Source organism: Pseudoalteromonas sp. SR41-8, assembly GCF_014163915.1.
Lineage (GTDB): Bacteria > Pseudomonadota > Gammaproteobacteria > Enterobacterales > Alteromonadaceae > Pseudoalteromonas > Pseudoalteromonas rhizosphaerae.
In genome coordinates this window covers 1-25,102 of sequence record NZ_JACJEE010000030.1, presented here as the reverse complement: position 1 = coordinate 25,102, position 25,102 = coordinate 1, and the positions used below count along the sequence as shown (strand labels likewise).

General features: G+C 41.9%; 23 protein-coding genes. 9 read left to right on the top strand and 14 right to left on the bottom strand.

The features are described from left to right. Positions 1–245: 245 nt before the first annotated feature. Complete coding sequence (locus H5162_RS16920) at positions 246–1,763, bottom strand: leucyl aminopeptidase (protein WP_145233264.1); 1,518 nt, start codon at positions 1,761–1,763, stop codon at positions 246–248. Positions 1,764–1,930: 167 nt separating this feature from the next. On the opposite strand from H5162_RS16920, the gene msrA reads away from it, so the two are divergent. Then, a complete protein-coding gene (msrA, locus tag H5162_RS16915) occupies positions 1,931–3,223 on the top strand; it encodes a peptide-methionine (S)-S-oxide reductase MsrA (RefSeq protein ID WP_182719001.1) in 1,293 nt (430 codons plus the stop codon). 152 nt (positions 3,224–3,375) lie between these two features. On the opposite strand, the gene H5162_RS16910 is transcribed toward msrA, so the two are convergent. The 9 genes from H5162_RS16910 to H5162_RS16870 form a co-directional block, all read right to left on the bottom strand. Further along, complete coding sequence (locus H5162_RS16910) at positions 3,376–4,254, bottom strand: LysR family transcriptional regulator (RefSeq protein WP_145233266.1); 879 nt, start codon at positions 4,252–4,254, stop codon at positions 3,376–3,378. Between the two features lie 362 nt (positions 4,255–4,616). Beyond that, positions 4,617–5,273 (bottom strand): 3-oxoacid CoA-transferase subunit B, encoded by a 657-nt coding sequence (locus H5162_RS16905; RefSeq protein ID WP_145233269.1) that lies wholly within the window; start codon positions 5,271–5,273, stop codon positions 4,617–4,619. A gap of 12 nt (positions 5,274–5,285) precedes the next feature. After that, the gene (locus tag H5162_RS16900; RefSeq protein WP_145233270.1) at positions 5,286–5,984 is read right to left on the bottom strand and encodes a CoA transferase subunit A; all 699 of its coding nucleotides are present in this window, start codon (positions 5,982–5,984) and stop codon (positions 5,286–5,288) included. Between the two features lie 54 nt (positions 5,985–6,038). After that, entirely contained in the window at positions 6,039–6,950 is a 912-nt protein-coding gene (locus H5162_RS16895) for a hydroxymethylglutaryl-CoA lyase (RefSeq protein WP_145233271.1), read from the bottom strand. Then, positions 6,943–8,919 (bottom strand): acetyl/propionyl/methylcrotonyl-CoA carboxylase subunit alpha, encoded by a 1,977-nt coding sequence (locus tag H5162_RS16890; protein WP_182779062.1) that lies wholly within the window; start codon positions 8,917–8,919, stop codon positions 6,943–6,945. The genes H5162_RS16895 and H5162_RS16890 overlap by 8 nt, the downstream gene beginning before the upstream one ends. 8 nt (positions 8,920–8,927) lie before the next feature. Beyond that, positions 8,928–9,698 carry an enoyl-CoA hydratase/isomerase family protein gene (locus H5162_RS16885; RefSeq protein ID WP_145233273.1) on the bottom strand — a complete coding sequence of 257 codons (771 nt, stop codon included), beginning with the start codon at positions 9,696–9,698 and terminating at the stop codon, positions 8,928–8,930. A gap of 10 nt (positions 9,699–9,708) precedes the next feature. Further along, positions 9,709–11,316 (bottom strand): carboxyl transferase domain-containing protein, encoded by a 1,608-nt coding sequence (locus tag H5162_RS16880; protein ID WP_149982463.1) that lies wholly within the window; start codon positions 11,314–11,316, stop codon positions 9,709–9,711. Positions 11,317–11,327: 11 nt separating this feature from the next. After that, positions 11,328–12,503 (bottom strand): isovaleryl-CoA dehydrogenase, encoded by a 1,176-nt coding sequence (locus tag H5162_RS16875; RefSeq protein WP_182730585.1) that lies wholly within the window; start codon positions 12,501–12,503, stop codon positions 11,328–11,330. 63 nt (positions 12,504–12,566) lie between these two features. Next, complete coding sequence (locus tag H5162_RS16870) at positions 12,567–13,001, bottom strand: MerR family DNA-binding transcriptional regulator (protein ID WP_145233276.1); 435 nt, start codon at positions 12,999–13,001, stop codon at positions 12,567–12,569. A gap of 328 nt (positions 13,002–13,329) precedes the next feature. Here H5162_RS16870 and H5162_RS16865 point away from each other — a divergent pair, with 328 nt between their 5' ends. The 8 genes from H5162_RS16865 (at position 13,330) to H5162_RS16830 (ending at position 22,080) form a co-directional block, all read left to right on the top strand. After that, entirely contained in the window at positions 13,330–14,511 is a 1,182-nt protein-coding gene (locus H5162_RS16865; protein ID WP_182779060.1) for an acetyl-CoA C-acyltransferase, read from the top strand. An 89-nt stretch (positions 14,512–14,600) separates the two neighbouring features. Continuing rightward, the gene (locus H5162_RS16860; RefSeq protein WP_182779058.1) at positions 14,601–16,091 is read left to right on the top strand and encodes a CoA-acylating methylmalonate-semialdehyde dehydrogenase; all 1,491 of its coding nucleotides are present in this window, start codon (positions 14,601–14,603) and stop codon (positions 16,089–16,091) included. A gap of 124 nt (positions 16,092–16,215) precedes the next feature. Further along, a complete protein-coding gene (locus tag H5162_RS16855; protein WP_145233281.1) occupies positions 16,216–17,373 on the top strand; it encodes an acyl-CoA dehydrogenase family protein in 1,158 nt (385 codons plus the stop codon). Positions 17,374–17,383: 10 nt separating this feature from the next. Then, positions 17,384–18,163 (top strand): enoyl-CoA hydratase, encoded by a 780-nt coding sequence (locus H5162_RS16850; protein ID WP_182759302.1) that lies wholly within the window; start codon positions 17,384–17,386, stop codon positions 18,161–18,163. After that, positions 18,163–19,308 (top strand): enoyl-CoA hydratase/isomerase family protein, encoded by a 1,146-nt coding sequence (locus H5162_RS16845; RefSeq protein ID WP_182779056.1) that lies wholly within the window; start codon positions 18,163–18,165, stop codon positions 19,306–19,308. Before H5162_RS16850 ends, H5162_RS16845 begins: the two co-directional genes overlap by 1 nt. Before the next feature lie 4 nt (positions 19,309–19,312). After that, positions 19,313–20,203, top strand: coding sequence for a 3-hydroxyisobutyrate dehydrogenase (gene mmsB / locus H5162_RS16840; protein WP_182779054.1), 891 nt, complete (start codon positions 19,313–19,315; stop codon positions 20,201–20,203). A gap of 3 nt (positions 20,204–20,206) precedes the next feature. Continuing rightward, positions 20,207–20,968, top strand: coding sequence for an SDR family oxidoreductase (locus H5162_RS16835; RefSeq protein WP_145233291.1), 762 nt, complete (start codon positions 20,207–20,209; stop codon positions 20,966–20,968). Between the two features lie 260 nt (positions 20,969–21,228). Beyond that, positions 21,229–22,080, top strand: a complete 852-nt coding sequence (locus H5162_RS16830; RefSeq protein ID WP_182779052.1) for an HDOD domain-containing protein — start codon at positions 21,229–21,231, stop codon at positions 22,078–22,080. A gap of 354 nt (positions 22,081–22,434) precedes the next feature. Here the strand turns inward: H5162_RS16830 and H5162_RS16825 are convergent, their stop codons facing one another. From H5162_RS16825 to H5162_RS16810, 4 genes are all read right to left on the bottom strand, one after another. Next, the gene (locus H5162_RS16825; RefSeq protein WP_182779050.1) at positions 22,435–22,908 is read right to left on the bottom strand and encodes a DUF1203 domain-containing protein; all 474 of its coding nucleotides are present in this window, start codon (positions 22,906–22,908) and stop codon (positions 22,435–22,437) included. 175 nt (positions 22,909–23,083) lie between these two features. Further along, a complete protein-coding gene (locus H5162_RS16820; RefSeq protein WP_182779048.1) occupies positions 23,084–23,617 on the bottom strand; it encodes a hypothetical protein in 534 nt (177 codons plus the stop codon). Between the two features lie 104 nt (positions 23,618–23,721). Further along, on the bottom strand, positions 23,722–23,982 hold the full coding sequence (locus H5162_RS16815; protein ID WP_182779046.1) for a hypothetical protein: 261 nt from the start codon (positions 23,980–23,982) through the stop codon (positions 23,722–23,724). A 386-nt stretch (positions 23,983–24,368) separates the two neighbouring features. Then, on the bottom strand, positions 24,369–24,806 hold the full coding sequence (locus tag H5162_RS16810; RefSeq protein WP_182779044.1) for an SMI1/KNR4 family protein: 438 nt from the start codon (positions 24,804–24,806) through the stop codon (positions 24,369–24,371). Between the last annotated feature and the right edge of the window lie 296 nt (positions 24,807–25,102).

Sequence of the window (25,102 nt, the reverse complement as noted above, 5' to 3'; positions counted from 1 at the left end):
AAATGTTTATAGCGATGCGACTAGTTAACAACCTTGCAATATTAACATTACCCAGTGTAGCGCAAACACATTAGTTTGGTTATGGAATGTTCTGGACTAATACACGTAAACTAGATATGTGAGTCAGACTATAAAAAACTGTGGCATATCACTCACTATTGCTTAGAGTAGGTGTTTGATAATGCCACAGTTGTTATAACAACTAATGATGTTAGTAGAATGCATTAAGTTATAATAGCTTACTGCTAATTACTTAACAGCCACTCACTGAGCAAGCGCACACCATAACCTGTGCCGCCTGGTGAAATTTCATCTTTTCCTTTAGTTGCTAGTGCATTACCTGCAATATCTATGTGTACCCAACGAGTTTCACCAGCAAAATGTTGCAAAAAGCTGGCGGCCGTTGTTGCTCCGGGGCCACTTGAGCCTAGGTTTTTAAGATCGGCAATGTCTGAACTTAAGGTTTCTTTATATCCCAGCGGTAAGCGCCATAGGTTTTCGTTTACTTGCATTCCAGCTAAAGTGAGTTGCGTAACAAGCGTATCGTCATCAGAAAACACCGCCGCATAATCGTTACCTACGGCTTTGATTTTAGAGCCGGTAAGGGTGGCAACGTCTATCATGATCTCCGGCTTGAAATATTCACGTGCATACCACATTGCATCACTTAATACTAAGCGTCCTTCTGCATCAGTATTAACAATCTCAACGCTTAAACCTTCTGCGGTGCGAACCACATCACCAGGGGCAACAGCGTATTGCGACACCATATTGGCAGCCATACCCATAACGGCAACAATGTTTTTGTCAGCTTTTGCAAGCGCCATTGCTTTGATAGTCCCAAGTACAGCGGCGGCGCCAGCCATATCAGATTTCATACGCGCAATTGATGCGCCTGTTTTGATACTATAACCACCAGAGTCAAAGGTGATCCCTTTACCAACCAGAGCAATAGGGGTCGCGTTTGAGCCTTTGTAATGTGCAACGACTAAGCGAGCGCCTTGTTCGCTGCCACGCCCGACAGCTTCAAGTGCCCCCATACCTAGTTCTATTAATTGCTTAGGCTCTAAAATAGTGATTTCTACACCTAGAGACTCAAGCTCTTTTGCCGCACTAGCAAAGTCAACAGGAGTCATTTCGCTGGCCACTTCTGAGGTTAAGTCACGTGCTAAAAACACTCCTGCTTGAATGCTTTCAAGTTCAGAATAGTTACGTTTTGTTTGCTTGGAATTACTAACGTCAAAATGATAACTGACAGTGTGAGTGTTCGGATTTTGTTTATATTTTTCAAAACGATGGTCGCGTAAATTTGCACCGTGTGCAAAGTGAGCACTAAGTACACTGTTATTGTTTACGCCTTCAACGTCATCGAATACAACCGCAGCAGTTGTTGTTTTACTGCTCATTAATCGCGCATGAATATTACCACCTAGTTTGGTCATTAACGCTCTATCAAGCTTATCTTGCTTACCGGTACCAACAATTAGCACGCGTTTATAGTCACTATTATAAGGTGCAATTAATTCAACAGTACTGGCGTATTTGCCACTAAAACTTTCATTTTCAATAGCGTGCTGTAATTGAGCATTGAACTTTTTATTGATTGAGTTAAATGCGGTATTGCTCCCATCCTCACTGTAAAACAACACTAATGCTTGTGCATTACTATCAAGCTTGGAAGAAAAATTAAACTCTGCAGCATGGCTTTGCGTACTAAGTGCAAGGGCAATTGATAATGCAGAAAAAGCAATAAGGTTTTTCATATTTGTACCTTTATTAAATAAACACGTTTTACCTCATTTATTCGCATAGGTTAAGTCGGATTCGGTAAAGCCGCAATAATGAGCGATAAAATAACCCACATTCCTGAAATAATATGTTCTGCTTCAAGGTCTACTAAAATGAAGCAACAAATAGAAAGAGGTAGAGTATGTTGGCAGCAAAGAATTGGCTTAAATTAACCACTTTAACAATTTTGTTCAGTGCGGCAAGTTATGGTGTTTCCCTTAACAATGAAAAAGATAATGATATTCAAGCAACAATGCATTTAGAAACCATGGTACTTGGTTCTGGTTGCTTTTGGGGGGCAGAAAAACGTTATGAAGCGCTTCCTGGTGTAATTGATGCAAAGTCAGGCTATGCCGATGGTAAGGGTTTTAAAGCAACTTATCGTAATATTACCCAATCATCGCGCAAGTTCGATGAAAATAATTACGCTGAAGTTGTTCAGGTTACTTACAATAGCAATATAATCAGTGCTGCAACGTTATTAAAAAGTTATTTTGAAAGTCATGATCCAACGCAAAAAAATCGCCAAGGAAATGATATTGGTACGCAGTACCGTTCAATTATTTTAACTACTACTGAGCAACAAGCTGCACTGGCTGAAGAATTAAAACAGCAGTATCAAGATAAACTAACCCAAGCTGGTTATGGCTCTATAAAAACCATTATAAAACCATTAACGGTATTTTTTCCGGCTGAGGAATATCACCAAGACTACTTAGTTAAAAATCCTAATGGCTATTGCCCTGATCATTCAACAGGCGTTGTTTTTGAAAAACGCAGTGATGATAAAGTTGATAATACGGCTTTACTCGCAGGAAAGCAGATAGTGATCATTGATTCACGAGATTACTGCCCTTATTGTGAAAAACTCAAAAAAGATGTGTTAAATGATTATCAAGGAACCATTGCCGTCACTTATCGTAAAGCCGATCAACTTGATGGTTTAACGATTAAATCAGCGACGTGGGCCACCCCAACAATCTTATTTTTAGAAGATGGTAAAGAGGTTTATGGTCGCCAAGGTTATGTGTCTAGCGAAGAGTTTTATAAAGCACTTGGCGCATTTAAATTAGGGGATAGTGAAGCATATACAGTGGCATTTAAGGCCCGTACAGATAGTCCGTTTTGTAAACAGTACGATATTTTTAAAAATACCCCGGACGGTATTTTTATAGACAAACTCAGTGGTGTACCACTGTTTGATACTCGGGATCGGTTCAAATCGGGCACCGGGTGGCTGTCATTTACTCACCCCATCAAAGACAGTGTGACCATGCATGAAGACAATAGTTACGGTATGCAACGTATTGAAATTAAATCTAAATCTACGGGTATTCATTTAGGGCATTTGTTCCCAGGTGAAGGCCCAAAAGGTGAAGATCGTTATTGTATCAATGCAACTGTGTTAGATTTTGTCGCTCGCAAAGACACCTAACAGTTTAGAATAATGGCTGAGGAAATGCAGAGTAAGGCTTCAAAATAAACTATTTTTACGATAAACCCATTGAGCTGGGTTTATCGTATTTAATGAGTTGTATATCAAATTATAAGAGTACAATTAATGTCGGATCATCACTGTTATTGGCTTTATTTTAAGTGTTTAAATGTGTCTAGCAGCCATTTTATAAATAGCTCAAGCTGTGCATTTGCCTCGCCAGGGTAGTGCTGTACTAAATAGTATTTATCCTTGGTTACTAATGGTTCATCAGTAAAGTTGCACAACCAGCCTTCGTCAAACCATGTTTGACTAATAGGCAAAGGAATTAGCGCTATACCCATACCTTGTTGCGCTGCACGAGCAACACCAAACATACTATCTACTTGTATAATTTGCTTGGGTGAAAAGTCATCAAGGCCTGCATGTTCAGCCCATTGATGCCAAGCCCAAGGACGCGCTTTGTGCAAAATTAACGGCACTTGTTGTAATGCTTCAAGTGGCTTTTTGTGCCACTGTTGCCAATTTTCTTTATTACAAGCCGGTGTGTATTGTAATGAAAACAGCTCGTGGACAACGCCTTCAATTGGCTTCGAAGACGACAGCACAATAGATAAATCACTTTGTTTAGTTAACTCTTTACGCGTTTTCATGGTGTTTAGTTGTAAATTGGTTTTAGGGTGCTCAACAGTCCACTCGCTCAGTTTCGGCATTAATAACTCACTGGCAAAAAACTCTGGCAAAGTAATGCTGATGGTTATATTTTCTTGCAGCTGACTAAATTCGTTAATGGTTTTTTCGAGTGCTTTTATAAGTGGTGATACCGAGTCATAAAAGTTTTTCCCCGCAGCTGTAAGTCTGATCGAGCGTGTTTGGCGCTCAAACAACTCAATCCCTAACTGTTCTTCTAGTTGCTTTATTTGATGACTAACAGCAGATGGAGTCAAATAAAGCTGATTGGCGGCTTCTTTAAAGCTTAGCGTTCTTGCCGCAAAACAAAATGAACGCAATCCTCTGATAGGTGTTTGCATGATAATACTATTTAATTAACTCATACCGTTAGTTAAGCAATTATTAACCCAATTTGCAAAGTACGCACAAGATTTGTATGGGTTATCGTGAATTAGTGCATTTATGCTTAAAAAGCACACTTTAAAAGTTTATTTAATCTACAAAGCTGAGTTTGACAGCTAAATAGTTAGTTATTTTACTTTTTATGCATTACAGATAGCGGGTGGTTTTTCACAATTATGGGGCACAAACAGTTTTTTTGCCATAACATAGTGCAACCTAGCAATAGGGTAAAAAAAATCCCTCTTGCGAGGGATTTTGGGTAACTCAGCGCCATTGGCACTGGGAATGAGGTCGGTACAGGGTGAACCTGAGCGTTAAATTAAAAAACCATCTCAGGGATTTCACCATCAACAAGTAATTTACCTGCTGTTTTACTAATAATTTCATCAACTGACACGCCCGGTGCGCGTTCTAAAAGATGAAATGCGCCGTCTTTGACTTCTAACACGGCTAAATCTGTCACTATTTTCTTTACACAGTTAACACCAGTTAAAGGTAAAGAGCAACTTTCTAGCAGTTTCGAGTCACCATGTTTACTTGCATGGGTCATAGTAACGATAATATTTTTTGCACCAGCGACAAGGTCCATCGCGCCGCCCATGCCTTTGATCAACTTTTTAGGGATCATCCACGATGCGATACTACCGTTTTGGTCAACTTCAAATGCACCTAGAACAGTTAAGTCTACATGACCTCCACGGATCATTGCAAAACTATCTGCACTATTAAATATGGCTGCGCCTTTAGCTGCTGTCACGGTTTCTTTACCCGCGTTTATCATATCTGCATCAAGCTCTGCTTTAGTAGGGTATTGCCCCATGCCTAGTAAGCCATTTTCTGACTGTAACATCACTTCAATGTTATCAGGTACGTAGTTTGCCACTAACGTAGGAATACCGATACCGAGGTTAACGTAATAACCGTCTTGTAGTTCTTGTGCAACGCGCATTGCGACTTGTTCACGTGATAATGCCATAATTATTGCTCCTTAATCGCGAGTGGTTACACGTTCAATGCGTTTTTCAAAGTTACCTTTGATCACGCGATTAACAAAAATACCAGGGGTGTGAATTTGGCTTGGTTCTAATTCACCCGGTTCAACAATTTCTTCTACTTCGGCAACGGTAATTTTACCTGCTGTTGCGGCCATTGGATTAAAGTTCATGGCAGTATGGCGAAACACTAAATTACCATAACGGTCCGCTTTCCATGCTTTTACAATGGCAAACTCACCAGTGATTGATTCTTCTAAGATATAAGGGCGTCCGTTAAATTCTTTTACATCTTTACCTTCTGCCACAGGCGTACCGTAACCTGTCGCTGTATAAAAAGCAGGAATGCCAGCACCACCGGCACGCATTTTTTCAGCCAGCGTACCTTGCGGAGTAAGCTCGACATCAATTTCGCCGCTCAACAATTGCTGTTCGAATAGGGCATTTTCACCCACGTAGGAGGCAATAATTTTTTTAATTTGCTTGTCGTGCAATAAAATACCTAAACCAAAATCATCTACACCGCAGTTATTCGATACCACAGTAAGTTCTTTGGTTTGTTTACGTTTGATTTCGCTGATCAATCCCTCAGGGATACCGCATAAACCAAAACCACCAGCGATAATGGTATCGCCATCTTTTAAGCCTTCCATTGCAGCTTCATAACTTGAAACCACTTTATCGAAACCGGCCATGGGCCCACTCCTTATTTGTAATTATATGACTACTAATTTAAGGCTAAATATAGACTATTGATCAGTAGTTTGATTTTTAAGTGCCAAGGATACCTTGCTCACAGGTTGTTTATTTAATGCCGTGCAAATTGCCCAACCAGCTTTAGCCAGTCTTTCTAAATCAATTCCATGCTCTATGCCAAGTCCTTGTAGTAAGTAAACTACATCTTCAGTGGCAACATTTCCTGACGCACCCTTTGCATAAGGGCAGCCACCAAGGCCTGCAACCGCACTGTCAACCGTTGCTATACCTCGCTTTAAGGCAGTGTAAATATTTGTGAGCGCTTGACCATAAGTGTCGTGAAAATGAACAGCTAACAATGACTTATCAATTTCAGCTAGTAGCACGTCCAACAGCTCATCGACCTTTTTTGCGGTACCTACGCCAATAGTGTCACCTAGGCTTACTTCGTAACAACCAAGGTCTAATAACTTTTGACATACTTGTAGTACGCGCTGCGGATCGATATCGCCTTCGTATGGGCAGCCAAGCACACAACTAACATAACCACGAACACGAATATTATGTGATTTAGCAAAGGCCATTACATCAGTAAAGCGGGCTATGCTTTGGTCAATTGAGCAGTTAATATTCTTCTGACAAAAGGCTTCACTGGCAGCGGTAAAAATAGCAAATTCTTTAATACCTACAGCATGGGCTGCTTCTGCACCTTTTAAGTTAGGCGTAAGTGCCGTTAAATTAGTCGTAGGTAAATCAAGCGCACTGATCACATTGCTGGAATCGGCCATTTGTGGCACCCATTTCGGTGATACAAATGCGCCTGCTTCAATGTCTTTAACACCTGCATCAGCAAGAGCGTTAATTAAGGTTACCTTATCTTGGGTAGTTACTGCACGCTCGTTTTGTAAGCCATCACGGGCACCAACTTCAACAATGCGAACATGACTTGGTAGTGTACTATTCATCTGCTGCGCTCTCATCGCTGACAATTGCTAATAGGGCACCATGACTCACCAGAGCACCTTCTGCAAAACAATAGCTTTGCAATACACCATCATGGGGGGCGGTAAGCGTATATTCCATTTTCATTGCTTCTATGATCACCACAGCATCACCTTTTGTGATGGTGCTGCCAACGTCAATAAGGTGTTTTACAACGGTACCATTAAGTGGTGCTGCAAGCGGTAGGGCATCGCTTTCGTGATCACTGATATAGTGTTTATCAAAAATATCAAAGGTAGTTTGCAATGCCTTGTACATTACTGTGATGCTATTGTCTGCAGTAACCACATGGGCGATATGTTTATTGCCATTGATAAATACACTACACAGGTTATTGTCGATACTGCCAGAGGTTGTATAGTCAACCTCATCGATGCGGACTGTGTACCCCGCTTGATGAGCTGTTGCAGTGATCGCATTATCAACGAATGGCACCTTGATTGTTGCTTCTGCATTGAGTTTAAAACCAGCTAGACTGTCCCATGCGTTCTGAGTTCCTTGACGATTAAGCCCAGTTAAATAGCTAAATGCAGCTATAATGCGGCTGCTAACAGCGTGTTGTTGATTAACTTTAAGCAACGCATCGCCTTGCTCTTCAATAAAGTGAGTATCAGGAGCGCCTTGCTTAAAGGTTGCATGGTTAGCAAGGGTGTGTAAGAAGCTCACATTACAACTAAAGCCCGCTAAATGAAATTGTTCAAGGGCTGTGCTTAATCGTGCTAAAGCTTGCTCGCGCGAGTCATCATGAACGATCAATTTAGCGATCATAGGATCGTAAAATGGACTGATCTCATCCCCTTGCATGATCCCAGTATCAATGCGTACATACTCAGATTGAACTGGTATATACAAGCCATTGATGGTACCAGAGCAAGGAATAAAGTCATTGCTTGGATCTTCGGCGTAAATACGCGCTTCAAAGCTGTGGCCCTGTAATTGGATATCACTTTGTTGCATGGGTAATGGGTTACCTGCGGCGACGTTAATTTGCCAATTAACTAAATCGACACCAGTCACCATTTCAGTAACAGGGTGCTCAACTTGCAGCCGGGTGTTCATTTCCATAAAGAAGAATTCATCGCCACACAGTAAAAACTCCACCGTGCCTGCACCTCGGTAATTGATCGCAAGTGCACAGCGTACTGCGGCTTCGCCCATTTCTTTGCGTAGTTCGTCAGATAAACTAGGCGCGGGGGCTTCTTCAATCACCTTTTGATGGCGGCGTTGTAATGAACAATCACGATCACCTAAGTACACACAGTTACCGTGATTATCAGCAAACACTTGCACTTCAACATGGCGTGGTTTATTAACATAGCGCTCAAGTAGTACTAAGTCGTTACCAAAACCGGCGATTGCCTCACGCTGTGCACCTTGTAGAGCACTGATAAAGTCTTTTGCATGTTCAACCACGCGCATGCCTTTACCACCGCCACCAAAGGCTGCTTTGATAAGCACTGGGTAACCAATTTTTTCAGCTTCAGCTTGTAAAAACGCAGGATCTTGTTTGTCACCATAATAACCAGGTACTAATGGTACATTCGCGGCTGCCATTATTTCTTTGGCGCGGGTTTTTGAGCCCATTGCTTCGATACTGCTCGCTGGTGGGCCTATAAACGCAATATTATTGGCTTCACAGGCCTTTGCAAATTCACTGTTCTCAGATAAAAAGCCGTAACCAGGGTGAATGCAATCAGCACCTGCATCCAGTGCTACTTGGATAATTTTATCAGCTACCAAATAGGAGTCTTTACTCGGCGCTGCGCCTATATGGTAGGCTTCATCGGCGAGTTTTACATGTTGTGAATTTTTATCTGCATCAGAGTAAACCGCCACAGTGGTTAAGCCCATTTGCTTTGCGGTACGCATAACCCGACAGGCAATTTCGCCGCGATTAGCAATAAGAATTTTTTGTAATGATTGTGTGCTCATGGTGATCCCTATTTTTGCCAATTTGGTGGGCGTTTTTCAAAAAAGGCAGATAACCCTTCTTGACCTTCTTCAGATACGCGAATTTTGGCGATACGCTCTGCGGTTAAATTTATGATTTGTTCATTAATATCATGGCCAGCTACATCGTTGATCAATTGTTTTGCTGCGCGAACCGCGACAGGGCCGTTGTTGATCAGTGTTTCGAGTAGCTGATCAAGCGCGCATTCAAGTTTACCGGTTACTTGATGAATTAAGCCTAATTGCTTGGCTGTGTGGGCATCAAAAATCTCAGCGGTTAAAAAATAACGACGTGCAGCGCGCTCGCCAATGGCTCTGATCACATACGGGCTGATTACAGCTGGAATGAGGCCAAGTTTTACTTCGCTTAAACAAAACTGTGCATTGTCTTGGCATATGGCTATGTCACAACAGGCAATTAAGCCCAGTGCGCCGCCAAATGCCGCGCCTTGCACAGCACATACCGTTGGCAGTGGGCTGCTGGCTAATACATGCATTAATTTGGCAAGTTGTTTTGAATCCGCAAGATTCTCACTGAAGTCATTGTTTGCCATGGACTTCATCCAATTAAGATCAGCCCCTGCAGAGAAATGCTCTCCCTCAGTTTTTAAAACAAGGGCGCGTACATTTAAGCTATTAGCATGCTCTATACATTGAATAAGTTCTTGGATCACTTGCTCGTTAAAGGCATTGCGCTTTTCAGGGCGACTTAAAACGAGTACAGCCACATTTGATTTAGTTATTTGTAGTGTTACTGACATACTCACGTCCTTACATTCTAAATACGCCGAATTGCGAATCACGTTTTGGTGCATTGGCTGCAGCACTGAGAGCTAAACCTAGCACACTTCGGGTATCTGCTGGATCGATGATACCGTCATCCCACAAACGGGCGCTGGCATAGTATGGATGACCTTGTTGCTCGTATTGCTCGATAATCGGCTGTTTAAACTCGCTGATTTGCTCATCAGTCATGCTTTGGCCTTTACGGGCTAAACCATCTTGTTTGACTTGCGCCATAACGCCTGCTGCTTGTTCGCCGCCCATCACAGAAATACGCGCATTAGGCCACATCCACATCATAGTCGGTTCAAACGCACGACCACACATGCCATAGTTACCTGCGCCATAAGAGCCGCCAATTAATACGGTAAATTTTGGAACATCAGCACACGAAACAGCCATCACCATTTTAGCGCCGTGTTTAGCAATGCCTTCGGCTTCGTATTTTTTACCTACCATAAAGCCGGTAATATTTTGTAAAAACACCAGTGGAATATTTCGTTGTGCGCACAGCTGTATAAAGTGCGCGCCTTTTTGAGCTGACTCACTAAACAAAATGCCATTGTTAGCAACAATCCCAACCGGATGACCATAGATTTTCGCAAACCCAGTCACTAAGGTATCGCCAAAGTAACGTTTAAACTCATCAAACGAAGAGTCATCCACGGTACGTGCAATCACTTCGCGAACATCAAATGGCTTTTTAAGATCGGTGCCAACAATGCCGTATAATTCGTTAATATCATAACGCGGTGCTTTTACTTGCTCTAATATTGGCGAAGTAGGGCGTTGATAATTAATTCGTTCAATACATTGGCGAGCAATTGATAACGCATGAGCGTCATTTTCAGCGTAATGATCGGCAACCCCTGATGTTTTACAGTGGACATCAGCGCCGCCAAGTTCTTCTGCGGTTACCTCTTCACCTGTAGCCGCTTTTACCAGCGGTGGGCCGGCTAAAAATATTGTGCCTTGCTCTTTTACAATGATGCTTTCGTCGGCCATTGCAGGCACGTACGCGCCACCTGCGGTACATAAACCCATAACGACTGCAATTTGTGGAATGCCTTTGCCCGACATACGCGCTTGATTATAAAAAATACGACCAAAGTGCAGTTTGTCAGGAAATACATCATCTTGCTCAGGTAGGTTGGCACCACCTGAATCAACCAAATATATACACGGTAGGTGACACCGCTCGGCAATATCTTGTGCGCGTAAATGTTTTTTAACGGTTAGTGGAAAATAGGTGCCGCCCTTAACTGTCGCATCATTGGCGATGATCATACATTCAACGCCTTTAACACGGCCAATACCAGCAACTACACCGGCACAAGGAATCGCTTGCTCATAAACACCAAAGGCTGCAAATTGTGAAATCTCTAAAAATGGTGAACCTTCGTCAAGTAAGGTACTAATGCGTTCACGCACGAACATTTTACCACGGCTTTCATGGCGTTCTATTAACGCTACGCCACCACCTTGGCTGATCTCGCTTACTTTATCGCGTAAATCATCAACCAGTGCCGCCATATTTTTATGATTTTGCAAAAACTGCGGGTCGTGAGGGTTGACGCTTGATTTTAAAATAGTCATAGCGCTTATCCTTAACGGCTTTCAGTAAATAATTCGCGACCAATTAGCATGCGACGAATTTCCGAGGTACCGGCACCAATTTCATAAAGCTTAGCGTCACGCAATAGGCGGCCAGTGGCGTATTCGTTGATATAACCGTTACCACCGAGAATTTGAATAGCATCAAGTGCCATTTTAGTTGCCAGCTCTGCCGCATATAAAATTGCGCCTGCGGCATCTTTACGGGTCGTTTCACCGCGATCACATGAACGCGCAACAGTGTATACATAAGAGCGAGCTGCATTCATTTGTGTATACATGTCGGCTACTTTGCCTTGTATCAGCTGAAATTGACCAATCGGTGTATCAAACTGCTTACGTTCATGAATATAAGGTACAACAATATCCATACAGGCTTGCATGATACCCAGCGGGCCTGCCGCTAGCACAACACGTTCATAATCAAGGCCACTCATTAGTACCTTAACGCCTTCGTTTAAATTGCCAAGGATGTTCTCTTCTGGTACTTCACAGTTTTCGAACACTAATTCACAGGTATTTGAGCCGCGCATCCCGAGTTTGTCGAGTTTTTGGGCGGTAGAAAAACCAGGGAAATTACTCTCAACAATAAATGCGGTGATGCCTTTAGCGCCAGCGGTTAAATCAGTTTTAGCATAGATCACTAAAGTATGCGCATCTGGACCATTGGTGATCCACATTTTATTACCGTTTAAAATGTACTTATCGCCTTTTTTCTCGGCTTTAAGTTTCATTGATACTACGTCAGAGCCTGCGTTAGGCTCACTCATGGCAAGGGCACCAATGTGCTCACCACTAATTAATTTAGGTAAGTATTTTTCTTTTTGTGCTTGCGTGCCATTGCGATTAATTTGATTAACACACAGGTTAGAATGAGCACCGTAACTTAGGCCGATAGAGGCACTCGCTCGGCTAATTTCTTCCATTGCGATTACGTGCTCTAGATAACCTAAACCCGCACCACCGAGCTCTTCGGGTACGGTCATACCTAATACACCCATTTCGCCAAGTTGTGGCCAAAGCTGATTAGGAAACGCATTATCAAGATCGGTTTTTTCAGCTAAAGGGGCAATTTCTTGGCTAGCAAAACTGTTTACATGATCGCGGATCATATCTGCGGTTTCGCCAAGGCCAAAGTTCATTTCTTTATATAGTGAAATAGTGCTCATGATTCATTCCTGTGTGAGAGACTGTTAATGAATAGTCATTTAATCGTTATTGTTTAAAACTAGTTATTCATCTAATTGATTTAAGGTGTCGCGACAACGACGCTCTGCGGTTACTAATTCCATCAAGACAACTTTAATGTCATCCATTTGTTGGCTTAGATCAGCTTTTTTATCTGAAATTAAGTCAAGCATAGTCACTAACTGTTTAGCGCTGGATTTATCGGCATCATAAAGTTCAAACAAACGGCCTGTTTCAGCTAAGGTAAAACCTAACCGCTTGCCACGTAAAATAAGTTTTAAACGCACTTTATCGCGTTTTGAATAAATACGGGTTTGGCCATTACGCTCAGGTGAAATTAAGCCCTGATCTTCGTAAAAGCGAATTGAGCGGGTGGTTATATCAAACTCTTTAGCCAGTTCACTGATACTAAAGGTTTGTTCATTGCTTGCCGGTTCGGCGGCTGAACTTGCAAAGTTTGTTTGATTATCTTGATTCATAGTGTTTTTACCTCATTCGAATAACTCCAATATAAGTGAAGTTTACGTAAAGGTAAAGTGGATTGTAGAACTTATACTTTAGACTAATAACCTAAAGCCATAAATAGCAGGTGTAACCTTTATTAATGCAGCTTGCAGGGGCGCTGTTTGTATTAGGCTACAGCAAAATAAAGATATGTTTACACTTTTGTTGGGCGCAAAAACCTTGATTTTAGATTTACGTTGGCGTAAACGTAAATATTATGTATGCTCATAAGCAGATTATAAATACAGTGTTTGGCTAATCTCTGCATATGAATATAGCCAATTATAAAATGGAGCCTTTTTTATGACTACCGAAGCCGTTGTTATTGTAGCAGCAAAACGCACCCCAATGGGTGGTTTTATGGGAGCCCTTAGTGATGCAGCCGCCACTGAGTTAGGTGCAACAGCCATTGCCAGTGCGCTTGCTGACACCGGATTAAGCGATACAGCTATTGATGAAGTGATCATGGGCTGTGTATTACCGGCAGGTTTAGGTCAAGCGCCAGCACGTCAAGCAATGTTAAAAGCAGGTCTTGCGCGCAGTACTGGCGCTACGACCATCAACAAAGTATGTGGTTCAGGTTTAAAGGCCGCCATGCTTGCACATGATTTAATTAAAGCCGGTTCAATTAACAGCGCGGTTGCAGGTGGCATGGAAAGCATGACCAACTCGCCATATTTTATTCCTAAAGCGCGTGGCGGTATGCGTATGGGCCATGGCGAAATTAAAGATCACATGATGAGTGATGGCCTAGAAGACGCATACGATAATAAAGCGATGGGCTGTTTTGCTCAAGATACGGCTGATGAATACGGTATTGGCCGCGAGCAAATGGATGAATTTGCACTTAATTCACTGACCAAAGCAAATGCTGCGATTGCAAATGGCGATTTTGTAAATGAAATTGCGCCGCACACTATTAGCTCTCGCAAGGGCGATGTAACCATCAGCATTGACGAGCAACCAGGTAATGCACGCCCAGAAAAAATTCCCGGTTTGCGTGCTGCGTTTAAAAAAGACGGCACCATCACTGCTGCTAATTCATCGTCAATTTCAGACGGTGGCGCAGCCCTTATTTTAATGAGTGAATCGCACGCCAAAGCACAAGGGCTTACGCCACTGTGTCGTATTGTTGCGCACAGTACCCATTCTCAAAAACCAAGTGAGTTTACTCTTGCTCCTGTTGGCGCAATGAATACTTTGCTTGCAAAAGCAGGCTGGACAACTGACGACGTTGACTTATGGGAAATTAACGAAGCATTCGCCATGGTAACAATGTTGGCGATTAATGAATTAAAACTTGATGCCAGCAAAGTGAATGTTAATGGTGGTGCTTGTGCACTTGGCCACCCAATTGGTGCTAGCGGCGCACGTATTTTAGTGACACTTATCCATGCTCTTAAAAATCGTGGCCTGAAAAAAGGCATAGCGTCTTTATGTATTGGCGGTGGCGAGGCGGTCGCACTGGCGGTTGAAGCACTATAAATTAGTTAAATTTAAACTCTTACAGCCGTAGGCTCTTTTAACAATAACTACTGCGGCTTAATTTATTACCCTCTGGGGAGGAGTGCGTTATGCACCAAGTACCATTACTGATCAACGGCGAATTTGTTCAATCAACATCAGATCAACTGATTGACGTTATTAATCCAGCAAACCAAGAAGTGTTAGCACAAGTACCGTGTGCTACCGACGCTGAAATGGATGCGGCTATCGCATCAGCCAAAGACACCTTTAAAAGCTGGAAAGATGTGCCAATTACTGAACGTGCGCGCATTATGATGAAGTATGCAGCACTTTTAAAAGAGCACCACGATGAACTAGCCACCATTATTTGCCATGAATTAGGCAAAACCTTTGAAGATGCCAAAGGCGATGTTTGGCGTGGTATTGAAGTGGTTGAGCAAGCAGCTAATGCGCCATCTTTAATGATGGGCGAAACCATGGAAAACGTGGCCCGTAAAATCGATACTTACTCATACATGCAACCACTGGGTGTGTGCGCGGGTATTACGCCGTTTAACTTCCCAGCGATGATCCCACTATGGATGTTCCCACTGGCGATTGTGTGCGGTAACACCTTTATTTTAAAACCTTCTGAGCAAGATCCGCTGACGCCAATGCGACTCGCTGAACTGTTCATTGAAGCCGGCGCACCAGCAGGTGTATTACAAGTTGTTCATGGCACTAAAGTACAAGTTGACCGCTTATTAGAAGATCCCGCAGTACGTGCAATTTCGTTTGTTGGCTCGTGTGGCGTAGGTGAATACATTTACTCTAAAGGCACTGCTAATTTAAAACGTGTACAAGCCTGTGTCGGTGCTAAAAACCACATGGTGATAATGCCTGATGCAAGTCGCTCACATGTAGTTAATAACCTTGTTGGTGCCTCTGTTGGTGCTGCGGGTCAGCGTTGTATGGGTATTTCAGTGGCGGTGTTTGTTGGCCAAGCGAAAGACTGGGTTGAAGACATCAAAGCCGGTTTTGCCAATGTGCGCCCGGGTGTGTGGGATGACAAAGATGCAGCCTATGGTCCGCAAACATCGACCGCAGCCAAAGCGCGTATTTTGTCACTGATTGCACAAGGTAAAGAGCAAGGTGCAACGTGTTTAATTGATGGCTCTGATTTTACTGTTGAAGGCTATGAAAAAGGTAACTGGGTAGGACCTACCTTATTTACTGACGTCACCACTGAGATGGATTTATACAAAGAAGAAATTTTTGGCCCAGTACTGGCGTGTATGTTTGTTGATTCGCTCGATGAAGCAATCGCGCTTATAAATGATTCTCCATTTGGTAATGGCACGTCATTATTCACTTCAAGTGGTGCGGTTGCGCGTAAGTTCCAACATGAGATTGAAGTCGGTCAAGTGGGTATTAACGTACCAATTCCTGTGCCACTGCCATTCTTTTCGTTCACCGGTTGGAAAGGTTCATTCTATGGCGATACGCATACGTACGGTAAGCAAGGTATTCGTTTTTATACTGAGACCAAAACAATTACTTCACGTTGGTTTGAAGACGAGATTGCCTCTGGTCCAAACATGAGCATTAATCTTAAATAACTAATTTAACTTACTCCACATAATAAAAAAGAGGGGCACGAAGGCTATTTCACACACAATATTGCCTTCGTTGCTCTTCACGAATATCTAATTTGACAACGCAATTATAAACAAGAGGTCTCCAATGGACTTTAATTTAACAGAAGATCAGCAAGCATTTGCTCAAACAGCTCGTCAATTCGCAGAATCAGCACTGGCTCCTTATGCAGCAAAATGGGACCGCGAACATATTTTTCCAAAAGATACCATTAAAGCTGCAGGTGAACTGGGTTTCTGTGGTTTGTATACGCCAGAGGAAGCAGGCGGTTTAGGCCTGTCGCGCTTAGATTCAAGTATTATTTTTGAACAGTTGGCGATGGGTTGTACAGCTACAACCGCAATGTTGACCATTCACAATATGGCGACCTGGATGATTGCAAGTTTTGGTACTGAGCAAACAAAAGCTCAATATTGTGATCAACTTGTTATGGGTGAGCTACTAGCTTCTTATTGTTTAACAGAGCCTGGTTCAGGCTCCGATGCAGCCTCATTGAAAACAAAAGCGGTTCGTGATGGCGATGATTACGTGATCAATGGCTCAAAAATGTTTATCTCAGGCGCAGGCGAGACCGAAGTGTTAGTAGTTATGGCGCGTACTGGCGGTGAAGGTGCGGCGGGTATTTCTGCGTTTGTAGTACCGGCTGATGCCAAAGGCGTTGAATACGGTAAAGCAGAAGAAAAAATGGGCTGGAATGCGCAGCCAACACGACTAATTAGTTTTGAAGATGTACGCATACCTGCTCATAATTTATTAGGTCAAGAAGGTGAAGGCTTTAAGTTTGCAATGCAAGGCCTTGATGGCGGGCGTATTAATATTGCAACTTGTTCAATTGGCACTGCCCAAGCGGCACTTGAAACAGCCCGTGAATACTTAAAAGAACGCACACAATTTGGTAAACCGTTGGCTGCTTTTCAAGCGCTGCAATTTAAAATTGCCGATATGAATACCGAGCTTGTTGCGGCGCGTCAAATGGTGCGTTTAGCGGCTTTTAAACTTGATAATAATGACAGCGAAAAAACCACTTATTGCGCCATGGCAAAGCGTTTTGCCACTGATGTCGGTTTTACTGTGTGTAATGACGCACTACAAATTCATGGTGGTTATGGTTATATCAAAGAATACCCACTGGAGCGCCATGTACGTGATGTGCGCGTTCATCAAATTCTTGAAGGTACTAACGAGATCATGCGGGTGATTATTGCACGCCGTATTTTAGCTGAATCAGCAGCCGATATTCTATAAGGAGCGCGAAATGTCAAACCCAAGTATTGAATTAACCATTGAAGGTCACGTAGCGATTTTAACCATGTCTAATCCGCCAGCGAATACCTGGACTAAAGACACGTTAATTGCCTTAAAAAATATGGTAAATGAGCTCAATGACAATAAAAATGTTTACTCCTTAGTGATCACCGGTGAAGGTGAAAAATTCTTCAGTGCTGGTGCTGATTTAAATGTATTTGCTGGTGGCGATAAAGGCGTAGCAGCGACTATGTCGCAAGTATTTGGTGACGCATTTGAAGCATTAACTGCATTTCGAGGCGTATCCATTGCCGCGATCAATGGCTATGCCATGGGTGGTGGTCTAGAAGTAGCGTTAGCATGTGATATTCGCATTGCAGAAGAGCAAGCACAAATGGCACTACCAGAAGCCAAAGTAGGTTTACTACCGTGTGCGGGTGGCACGCAAAACCTAGCATGGTTAGTTGGTGAAGGCTGGGCTAAACGTATGATCTTATGTGGTGAGCGTCTAAAAGCAGATAAAGCCCTGCAAATTGGCTTAGTTGAAGAAGTGGTACCACAAGGCGAAAGTCTTGCTGTGGCAATTAAATTAGCTACTCAAGTGGCAGATCAAAGTCCTGTTGCTGTTAGTGCCTGTAAAACCCTGATCCAAAAGGGCCGCACTCAGCCAATGGCGCATGTATTACCGCTTGAACGTGAGTTATTTGTTGGTTTGTTTGATACACAAGATCAACAAGAAGGGGTGAATGCCTTCCTAGAAAAACGCAAAGCAAATTGGGTGAATGGCTAATGATTGAGTTAACGCAATTAAATTCACCAGATGCGCCCGTGGTGTTTGAAACTGCGAGCGCTGCAAACGGCTCACTCATTGGTTTTGCCACGCTCAACTCCCCTAAATCGTTAAATGCACTTAATTTTGAGATGATCAAATTATTAGCGCCGCAACTTAACGCATGGGCGGCTGACAGTAGTGTTGCGATGGTGATACTTAAAGGGGCAGGGGATAAAGCATTTTGTGCCGGTGGTGATGTAGTCAGCCTGCATAATGCTATGGACAGCGGTGAACCGGCAAATCTAATAGAAGATTACTTTGCTCACGAGTATCGCCTTGACCACCTCATTCATTGTTATGATAAACCGATCCTTGTTTGGGGTAATGGTATTGTGATGGGCGGCGGTTTAGGCTTAATGGCGGGTGCAAGTCATCGTGTGGTAACTGAGAACTCACGTATAGCTATGCCTGAGCTAACAATTGGTTTATACCCAGATGTAGGCGGTAGTTATTTTCTACATAAAATGCCTGAACATGTCGGCTTATTTTTGGGGTTAACTGCAGCGTCTATTAATTGTGACGATGCAATGTATGTGGCATTGGCTGATCACTACCTCAAGGCGGATAAATACGACACTCTGATTGAGCAATTGTGCAGCATTAAGTGGGGTAAAACGGCTTCATTGAATCACGAGAAGCTGACCAGTTTACTTACCGAACTTGATAATGTTTCTGGGCGAATGCCAAAAGGCAATGTAAAGGCGCATTTAGCCACCATTCAAAAATTGGGTGAATTTACTGAACTACGCGATAAAGTAAATTATATCTTAAATCTAGAAACTGACGATACGTGGCTTACCCGAGCACAAAAAGCATTAAAGCACGGTTGCCCGCTCAGTTGCGCCTTAGTTGAGCGTCAACTTGCCAGTTCAAAAGGTAAAAGTTTAGGCGAATGTTTTCAAATGGAACTGGGTATGTCGGTTCGCTGTGGTGAAGTCGGCGAGTTTCAAGAAGGTATTCGTGCGTTACTGATTGATAAAGACGGCGCGCCTAATTGGCAGTTTAAAACGATTGAACAGATCCCTGATGAATTAGTCGAGAGTTTTTTTGTTCAACGTTGGGATCACGACTCACATCCACTAAAACAACTTACACAAGGATAATGTTATGTCACTTTCTATTGGTTTTATTGGTTTAGGTAACATGGGTGGCCCAATGGCTGCCAACTTAGTTAAAGCGGGTCATCAGGTTAAGGTGTTTGATTTAAACCGAACGGTCGTAAATCTACTTGCTGAAAATGGCGCGATCGCCGCGGATGATGCTAAACATTGTGCAACGGATGTGGATGTATTGATCAGCATGCTACCGGCCAGTAAGCACGTTAAGTCACTTTATTTAGGTGATACCGGACTTGTAAATATTTTAGCAAAGTCAACGTTAGTAATTGATTGTTCAACGATTGATGCAGCATCAGCACGCGACGTAGGCGCTGAGCTTAGTGAGCATGGTATCGACTTTGTTGACGCGCCGGTATCCGGTGGTGTTGCCGGTGCAACGGCAGGTACACTGACCTTTATCGTCGGTGGTGGCGATGAGCAATTTGCTAAGGCCCAGCCGGTGCTTGCTGATATGGGTAAAAATATCTTTCATGCAGGTGATATTGGCGCAGGACAAGTCGCAAAAATTTGTAATAACATGCTATTGAGTATTCTTATGGCGGGAACCAGTGAAGCAATTCAAATGGGTATAAATAATGGCCTTGACGCAAAAGTGCTGAGCGACATTATGACCGCCAGCTCTGGTCGTAACTGGACCCTTGAGCTTTACAATCCTTGCCCAGGTGTGATGGACACAGCCCCTGCTAGTAATGATTATAAACCAGGCTTTATGGTTGACTTAATGGCTAAAGACCTAGGTCTTGCGATGGAAGCCGCGCAGCAAAGTAATTCAGTAACCCCGATGGGGTCAATGGCTAAAAACCTTTATACCATGTTGCAACACCAAGGTGCGGGCAGCGAAGACTTTAGCGCCATATTTAAATTATTCTCGAAGGAGTAACAGGTGGAAATTAAAAATAATACCGTGGTGATCACCGGTGGCGCGCAAGGCTTAGGATTTGCAATGGCGCATAAACTTGCGTCGCTTGGTGCTAATATTGCGTTAATTGATATGCAACAAGCGCTGTTAGATGATGCAGTTGCTGAGCTTAGCCAACATGGTGTAACTGTAAAAGCCTATGTTGCCAATGTGACTGATGAAGATGCGGTGGTAAATACATTTAATACCATCAATACAGATTTTGGTCATATTGGTGTATTGATAAATAATGCCGGTATTTTACGCGATGGTATGTTTATCAAAGCTAAAGAAGGCAAAGTGGTTGCTAAAATGGCGCTTGATCAATTTAAGTCAGTGATTGATGTAAACTTAACCGGCGTGTTTTTAGCGGGGCGTGAAGCTGCGTGTCATATGATTGAATCGGGTAAAGGTGGCGTGATAGTTAATATGTCGAGTGTTGCTCGTGCAGGTAACATTGGTCAAACTAACTACGCTGCGTCGAAAGCGGGTGTGGTAGCGATGACTACAGGTTGGGCAAAAGAGCTTGGCCGTTTTGGTATTCGTGTAGGTGCCATTGCACCAGGCGTTATTCGTACTAATATGACTGATGCTATGAAACCAGAAGCCAAGCAGCGTATGCTAGCAGTAACACCCGTGGGGCGCTTTGGTGAAGCGGATGAAATTGCGCACACAGCGCAGTATATAATCGAAAACGACTTCTTCACCGGTCGCGTGGTTGAGATTGACGGCGGTATTCGTTTGTAAGTAAACCTTTTTTAAGTGTAATAAAACGGCAAGCCTCGGCTTGCCGTTTTTGTTTTATAACTTAATTGGTTAATAAAGTAGCATTTTAAATGGTGCTGTATGTATATACAGTGCTTTTTTGTTTGTCAGTAATAGCTTAACTATTTGAGCTGTAATTCATCTAGCGCTTCCTATTTTAGTTGTCATAGTTGCGATGAACTTCTACTATTAATTATCTATTTGTTCTTATAATGATAAGCACCTTCAGGGATCAAACATACATGATTGAGATAAACGAACAGATACTGAAAGATATAAATAGAAATTTTATTATTCCTCCTAAACCTGAAATATTAACTGAGTTACAAAATTTAATAGCAACTGGCGATGCGCCTATTGCTGATGCCGCTAAGGTAGTGGTAAAAGATTTAGCAATTTCATCAGCAATACTAAAAATAATAAATTCTCCTGCTTATGGCTTATCTCGTACTGTGGCTGATATAAAACAAGCTGTGATGTTTCTTGGTTGGGACGGAGTCAATGCGCTTGCACAGGGCTTGAAATTAAAAGAAATGTTTGCAACCGATAACAGCTGTATTAGTTTAGAAAGATTTTGGGATACTTCAACCGAGATTGCTAATGTAAACATGATGATAGGTCAGCGTATTAAAAAACAAATAGCCATAGAGCCCTTGTATACGCTTGGGCTTTTTCATGATTGCGGTGTGCCTCCTATGGCAATAAAATATGATAATTATTTAACCGCTTTGCACTGCGCTAATCAAACAGACAAAGAAACTATTATTGAGATTGAAGAGCGTTTATATAAAACAAACCATGCAGTTGTTGGCTATTATTTTGCTAATAGTTGGCATTTACCAAAAGAGATATGCCAGTTAATCCTCAACCACCACAATGCAGCTATTCTTGCTGAGGTGACAGATACAGATGAGCAAATCTGCTTTGCTATTTTGAAAATGTCTGAAAACTTAGTGACTATGGTCAGACGAGGCTCGCCTATACCACAGTGGGGTATTATAGAATCAAAAGTCTTAGATGTATTGCATCTGAACGATGATGAGTATTGTGACTTACAAGAGGACGTTATTGATTTTTTAAACAGTTGCTCATAAATAATTAATTAAGGTTCTTAGCTTTCGCCTCAGCTATCGTTTAGTGCCAATGCTAGTCCAGTTTTTAGCACTATATTTCTACTTGCTTGGGCACCTTACTGAGCAGCCTAATAACCTTGAGCCGCTGTTACCTTGGAACATTGAGTAAACTAGGTGTTGTTAGCTATACGCTTACCGTATAAGCTCGAAAACAAAAGGAATTAACATTGCGCTAGGCAATGACTTAGATTCACAAGGTTTAGTATCATTGAGAAATATTTGGATACATATTCATTACGGGCCCATCGCACTTCCTGTTAATAAAAAGTGCATGATGGGTGGTGTAGGGGCTAGAGGAGACCTCCGGCTATCCGATTAGGCTCTATGAACACTACAGTTGAAGCAACCTTGATTTGCATTATGAATATGAATATATTCAACTTTACTATTCTGAAATTGCTTGCCGATTGTAGATTCTAGCTCTGTTCCTTGAGCGACTTCAGCTTCGATCATTAGCTTTTGCGAGTTGTAAGCTCTTACTGAAAGTAATCTATGCCGTAGCATTTTAGGTACTTCATTAATATTTAATTTAACTGTTGGTGCATTTTCTCGGACAAATATTGCTCCAGATGCCTTGTAAGGTGAATTGACATTATGATGACAGAAAGATAAGGCTAACACTCTCTCTCCAATTTTTGCATCCGTGAGAGAAACACGACACGGATATCCTGGTTCAGCATCTACAGTAAACCAAGCTGCATCAAAAAGTTTTAATTCATCATTATTTTTGAGCATTAGCTCATGAAAGCTATCTGTAGTTAGTGCTTTTATCAAAAAATTAGTTGTCATTTGTTAAACCTATTTATATAAAGTGATCTGATTATAAATACTCACTTATTTAATACTCGCCATATTCGGACATAACATTTAAATTTTTTGAGCCTAACGTTTTTATAAATGGCGCGCGTTTTTTGCGCGTCTAATGAAGGCCGTTTTTTGGCCGTAATGATATTCAATAAACTTGTTAGTCGTTATCTTCAATTTTAACTGAGGCTCTGTCAAACAGAGTTATATAGTCACTGTTCTCGGAGAACCTAACAAAAATTGACAATGTTATAGCTTCTTGGTTCATAGGATTGTTTTCAACATCTGTATCTACATTAAAGCTAAATCTTTTAGGTTGTTCAGCCTTCATTTTAACCTGAAGATTTTTAAAATTCTTAATAGCCTCTTCAGAAAGAGAAAGCTCATATTCACTTCGTTCAGGGATAGCCGTTAACCAGTTTTCTTCTGGTAGAATGTCTTTTACATAGACAACATTTAAAGGAAAATTGAATATTATATTCCCCTTTGACGTTTCTAATTCCAATGATAATTTCGTTTTAGTAACGTCTATCTCCATAGGCTTGTCAATTTGAATTTTAGTTCTAAGCTCTTTAGGTTTTAGTTTCAAAAAGCTATCACCATCTAAAGAGCTCAATTTTAACATTGTCCCAACAGGGATACTGGAACAGCTGAAAAGTATTAAACAAATTCCTACTATAATTGCTTTATTCAAGTGAACTCCTTTGAAGGCTAACGCCCCAAGCAGGGGATTTTATGAGTGTTTTTTAGCGAGTAAAATTCCCGCTAACTTGGCTTGTTATATGGTATTACTAAGTACTACCACAACATACGAAATAAGTTATATGAACCAAAGCCTAACAATGTCAAACCAACGACGCAGCCAATAGGTATTAAGGTTTGTTTGGAGTGTTGTATAGCTTTTTCCATTCCATACTTCTGAACCCATACAATGCCTTTAGGACTTGTTTCTAAGTAGCTTTTTAAACGTGATTCATTAGCTAGTAACAACAAATTTCTAGATAAGAAGAAAAGACCTGCAAACAAAAGTAGTCCGTTAATTATAAGTGCTTGATTCATAAATTTCCTTTTGACACATAACGAGCCTGTAGATTAACTCGTTTTTTAATTTATTTTATTGATGATTAAACCATAGCGGAGTTCCTATTTTGATTCAATCAGTTACTTTGATGATACGTTAAATATAAAAAGGATTCGCTGTTGCTTTAATTGGCGTTTTGCAAGGGATTACAGTGCTTGAGTGGCTTATTTGAGTTGAAAAGGGCTCAAAAAAATTAACATTGCGCTAGGCAATGACTATTTAGCTTCACAAGATTTGGTGTCATTGAGAGATATTTGGATCAATACTCATTACGGGAGATGAACCGCCCATTGCACTTCCTGTTAATAAATAGTGCATGATGGGTGGTGTGGGGGCTGGAGGTTAGAGACCTCCGGCTACCCGATTAAGGCTCTCTTTGGTCAACGCCATTTTCATCAATAAGCATCATTTTTCTGAAGAAAGATTTTTTACTGCCTTGGTGAATGAATTCATCCATACATTCGTGATCTAACAAGACAGGTATATAGCCTTCATCAATATTAAACGCATACAAATTACCTGCAAAGTCATCACCAATAACTAAGTAGTTAACCCCCTTTGTTTCATACCAAGAAAAATCATTATCCTCATGACATAGAGTTGGCAAGCTGTAGATCATGTATTGATCCTCCCTAGCAGAGCCAGCGCCAATTTCCATTAAGTATGCAGTGTATTCTTCTGGCAATCCTTGGTATTTAGATTTAAGTGAGGAACACTCATCTTCAGAGAGAAGATCTCGCTTGTTATTTTCATCCGACGGATCTTCTACCATTTTTAAAAACTTGATTTCTTCTTCATACATGATGAAACCTTAACGCCCCAAGCAGGGGATTTTATGAGCGTTTTTCAGCGAGTAAAATTCCCGCTGGCTTGGCTTATGTACGCCCGACATGGGCATTGACTTATGAGGTGAAAGTCCTCTGTAGGAAGATCACCGTTTAAATAACATACTGTTATTAAACGATAGACACTCGCGAATGGCAAGGGCTAAATCGCGAGAGATAGTCTGGAGGAAGCCGTTAGCAAATCTGTGAGCTGATGAACAAAAACATCATATGAGGCGTAGGCTGGAGACGAGCTAGCACAAGATAGCGAAGT

Excerpts from the sequence above, each read along its gene's own strand:
- H5162_RS16865 (WP_182779060.1), top strand. The coding sequence starts at position 13,330 with ATGACTACCGAAGCCGTTGTTATTGTAGCAGCAAAACGCACCCCAATG.
- H5162_RS16910 (WP_145233266.1), bottom strand. The coding sequence starts at position 4,254 with ATGCAAACACCTATCAGAGGATTGCGTTCATTTTGTTTTGCGGCAAGA.
- H5162_RS16905 (WP_145233269.1), bottom strand. The coding sequence starts at position 5,273 with ATGGCATTATCACGTGAACAAGTCGCAATGCGCGTTGCACAAGAACTA.
- msrA (WP_182719001.1), top strand. The coding sequence starts at position 1,931 with ATGTTGGCAGCAAAGAATTGGCTTAAATTAACCACTTTAACAATTTTG.
- H5162_RS16880 (WP_149982463.1), bottom strand. The coding sequence starts at position 11,316 with ATGACTATTTTAAAATCAAGCGTCAACCCTCACGACCCGCAGTTTTTG.
- H5162_RS16815 (WP_182779046.1), bottom strand. The coding sequence starts at position 23,982 with ATGAATCAAGCACTTATAATTAACGGACTACTTTTGTTTGCAGGTCTT.
- H5162_RS16810 (WP_182779044.1), bottom strand. The coding sequence starts at position 24,806 with ATGTATGAAGAAGAAATCAAGTTTTTAAAAATGGTAGAAGATCCGTCG.
- H5162_RS16825 (WP_182779050.1), bottom strand. The coding sequence starts at position 22,908 with ATGACAACTAATTTTTTGATAAAAGCACTAACTACAGATAGCTTTCAT.
- H5162_RS16870 (WP_145233276.1), bottom strand. The coding sequence starts at position 13,001 with ATGAATCAAGATAATCAAACAAACTTTGCAAGTTCAGCCGCCGAACCG.
- H5162_RS16895 (WP_145233271.1), bottom strand. The coding sequence starts at position 6,950 with ATGAATAGTACACTACCAAGTCATGTTCGCATTGTTGAAGTTGGTGCC.
- H5162_RS16900 (WP_145233270.1), bottom strand. The coding sequence starts at position 5,984 with ATGGCCGGTTTCGATAAAGTGGTTTCAAGTTATGAAGCTGCAATGGAA.
- H5162_RS16860 (WP_182779058.1), top strand. The coding sequence starts at position 14,601 with ATGCACCAAGTACCATTACTGATCAACGGCGAATTTGTTCAATCAACA.
- H5162_RS16920 (WP_145233264.1), bottom strand. The coding sequence starts at position 1,763 with ATGAAAAACCTTATTGCTTTTTCTGCATTATCAATTGCCCTTGCACTT.
- mmsB (WP_182779054.1), top strand. The coding sequence starts at position 19,313 with ATGTCACTTTCTATTGGTTTTATTGGTTTAGGTAACATGGGTGGCCCA.
- H5162_RS16855 (WP_145233281.1), top strand. The coding sequence starts at position 16,216 with ATGGACTTTAATTTAACAGAAGATCAGCAAGCATTTGCTCAAACAGCT.
- H5162_RS16830 (WP_182779052.1), top strand. The coding sequence starts at position 21,229 with ATGATTGAGATAAACGAACAGATACTGAAAGATATAAATAGAAATTTT.
- H5162_RS16845 (WP_182779056.1), top strand. The coding sequence starts at position 18,163 with ATGATTGAGTTAACGCAATTAAATTCACCAGATGCGCCCGTGGTGTTT.
- H5162_RS16875 (WP_182730585.1), bottom strand. The coding sequence starts at position 12,503 with ATGAGCACTATTTCACTATATAAAGAAATGAACTTTGGCCTTGGCGAA.
- H5162_RS16885 (WP_145233273.1), bottom strand. The coding sequence starts at position 9,698 with ATGTCAGTAACACTACAAATAACTAAATCAAATGTGGCTGTACTCGTT.
- H5162_RS16890 (WP_182779062.1), bottom strand. The coding sequence starts at position 8,919 with ATGAGCACACAATCATTACAAAAAATTCTTATTGCTAATCGCGGCGAA.
- H5162_RS16850 (WP_182759302.1), top strand. The coding sequence starts at position 17,384 with ATGTCAAACCCAAGTATTGAATTAACCATTGAAGGTCACGTAGCGATT.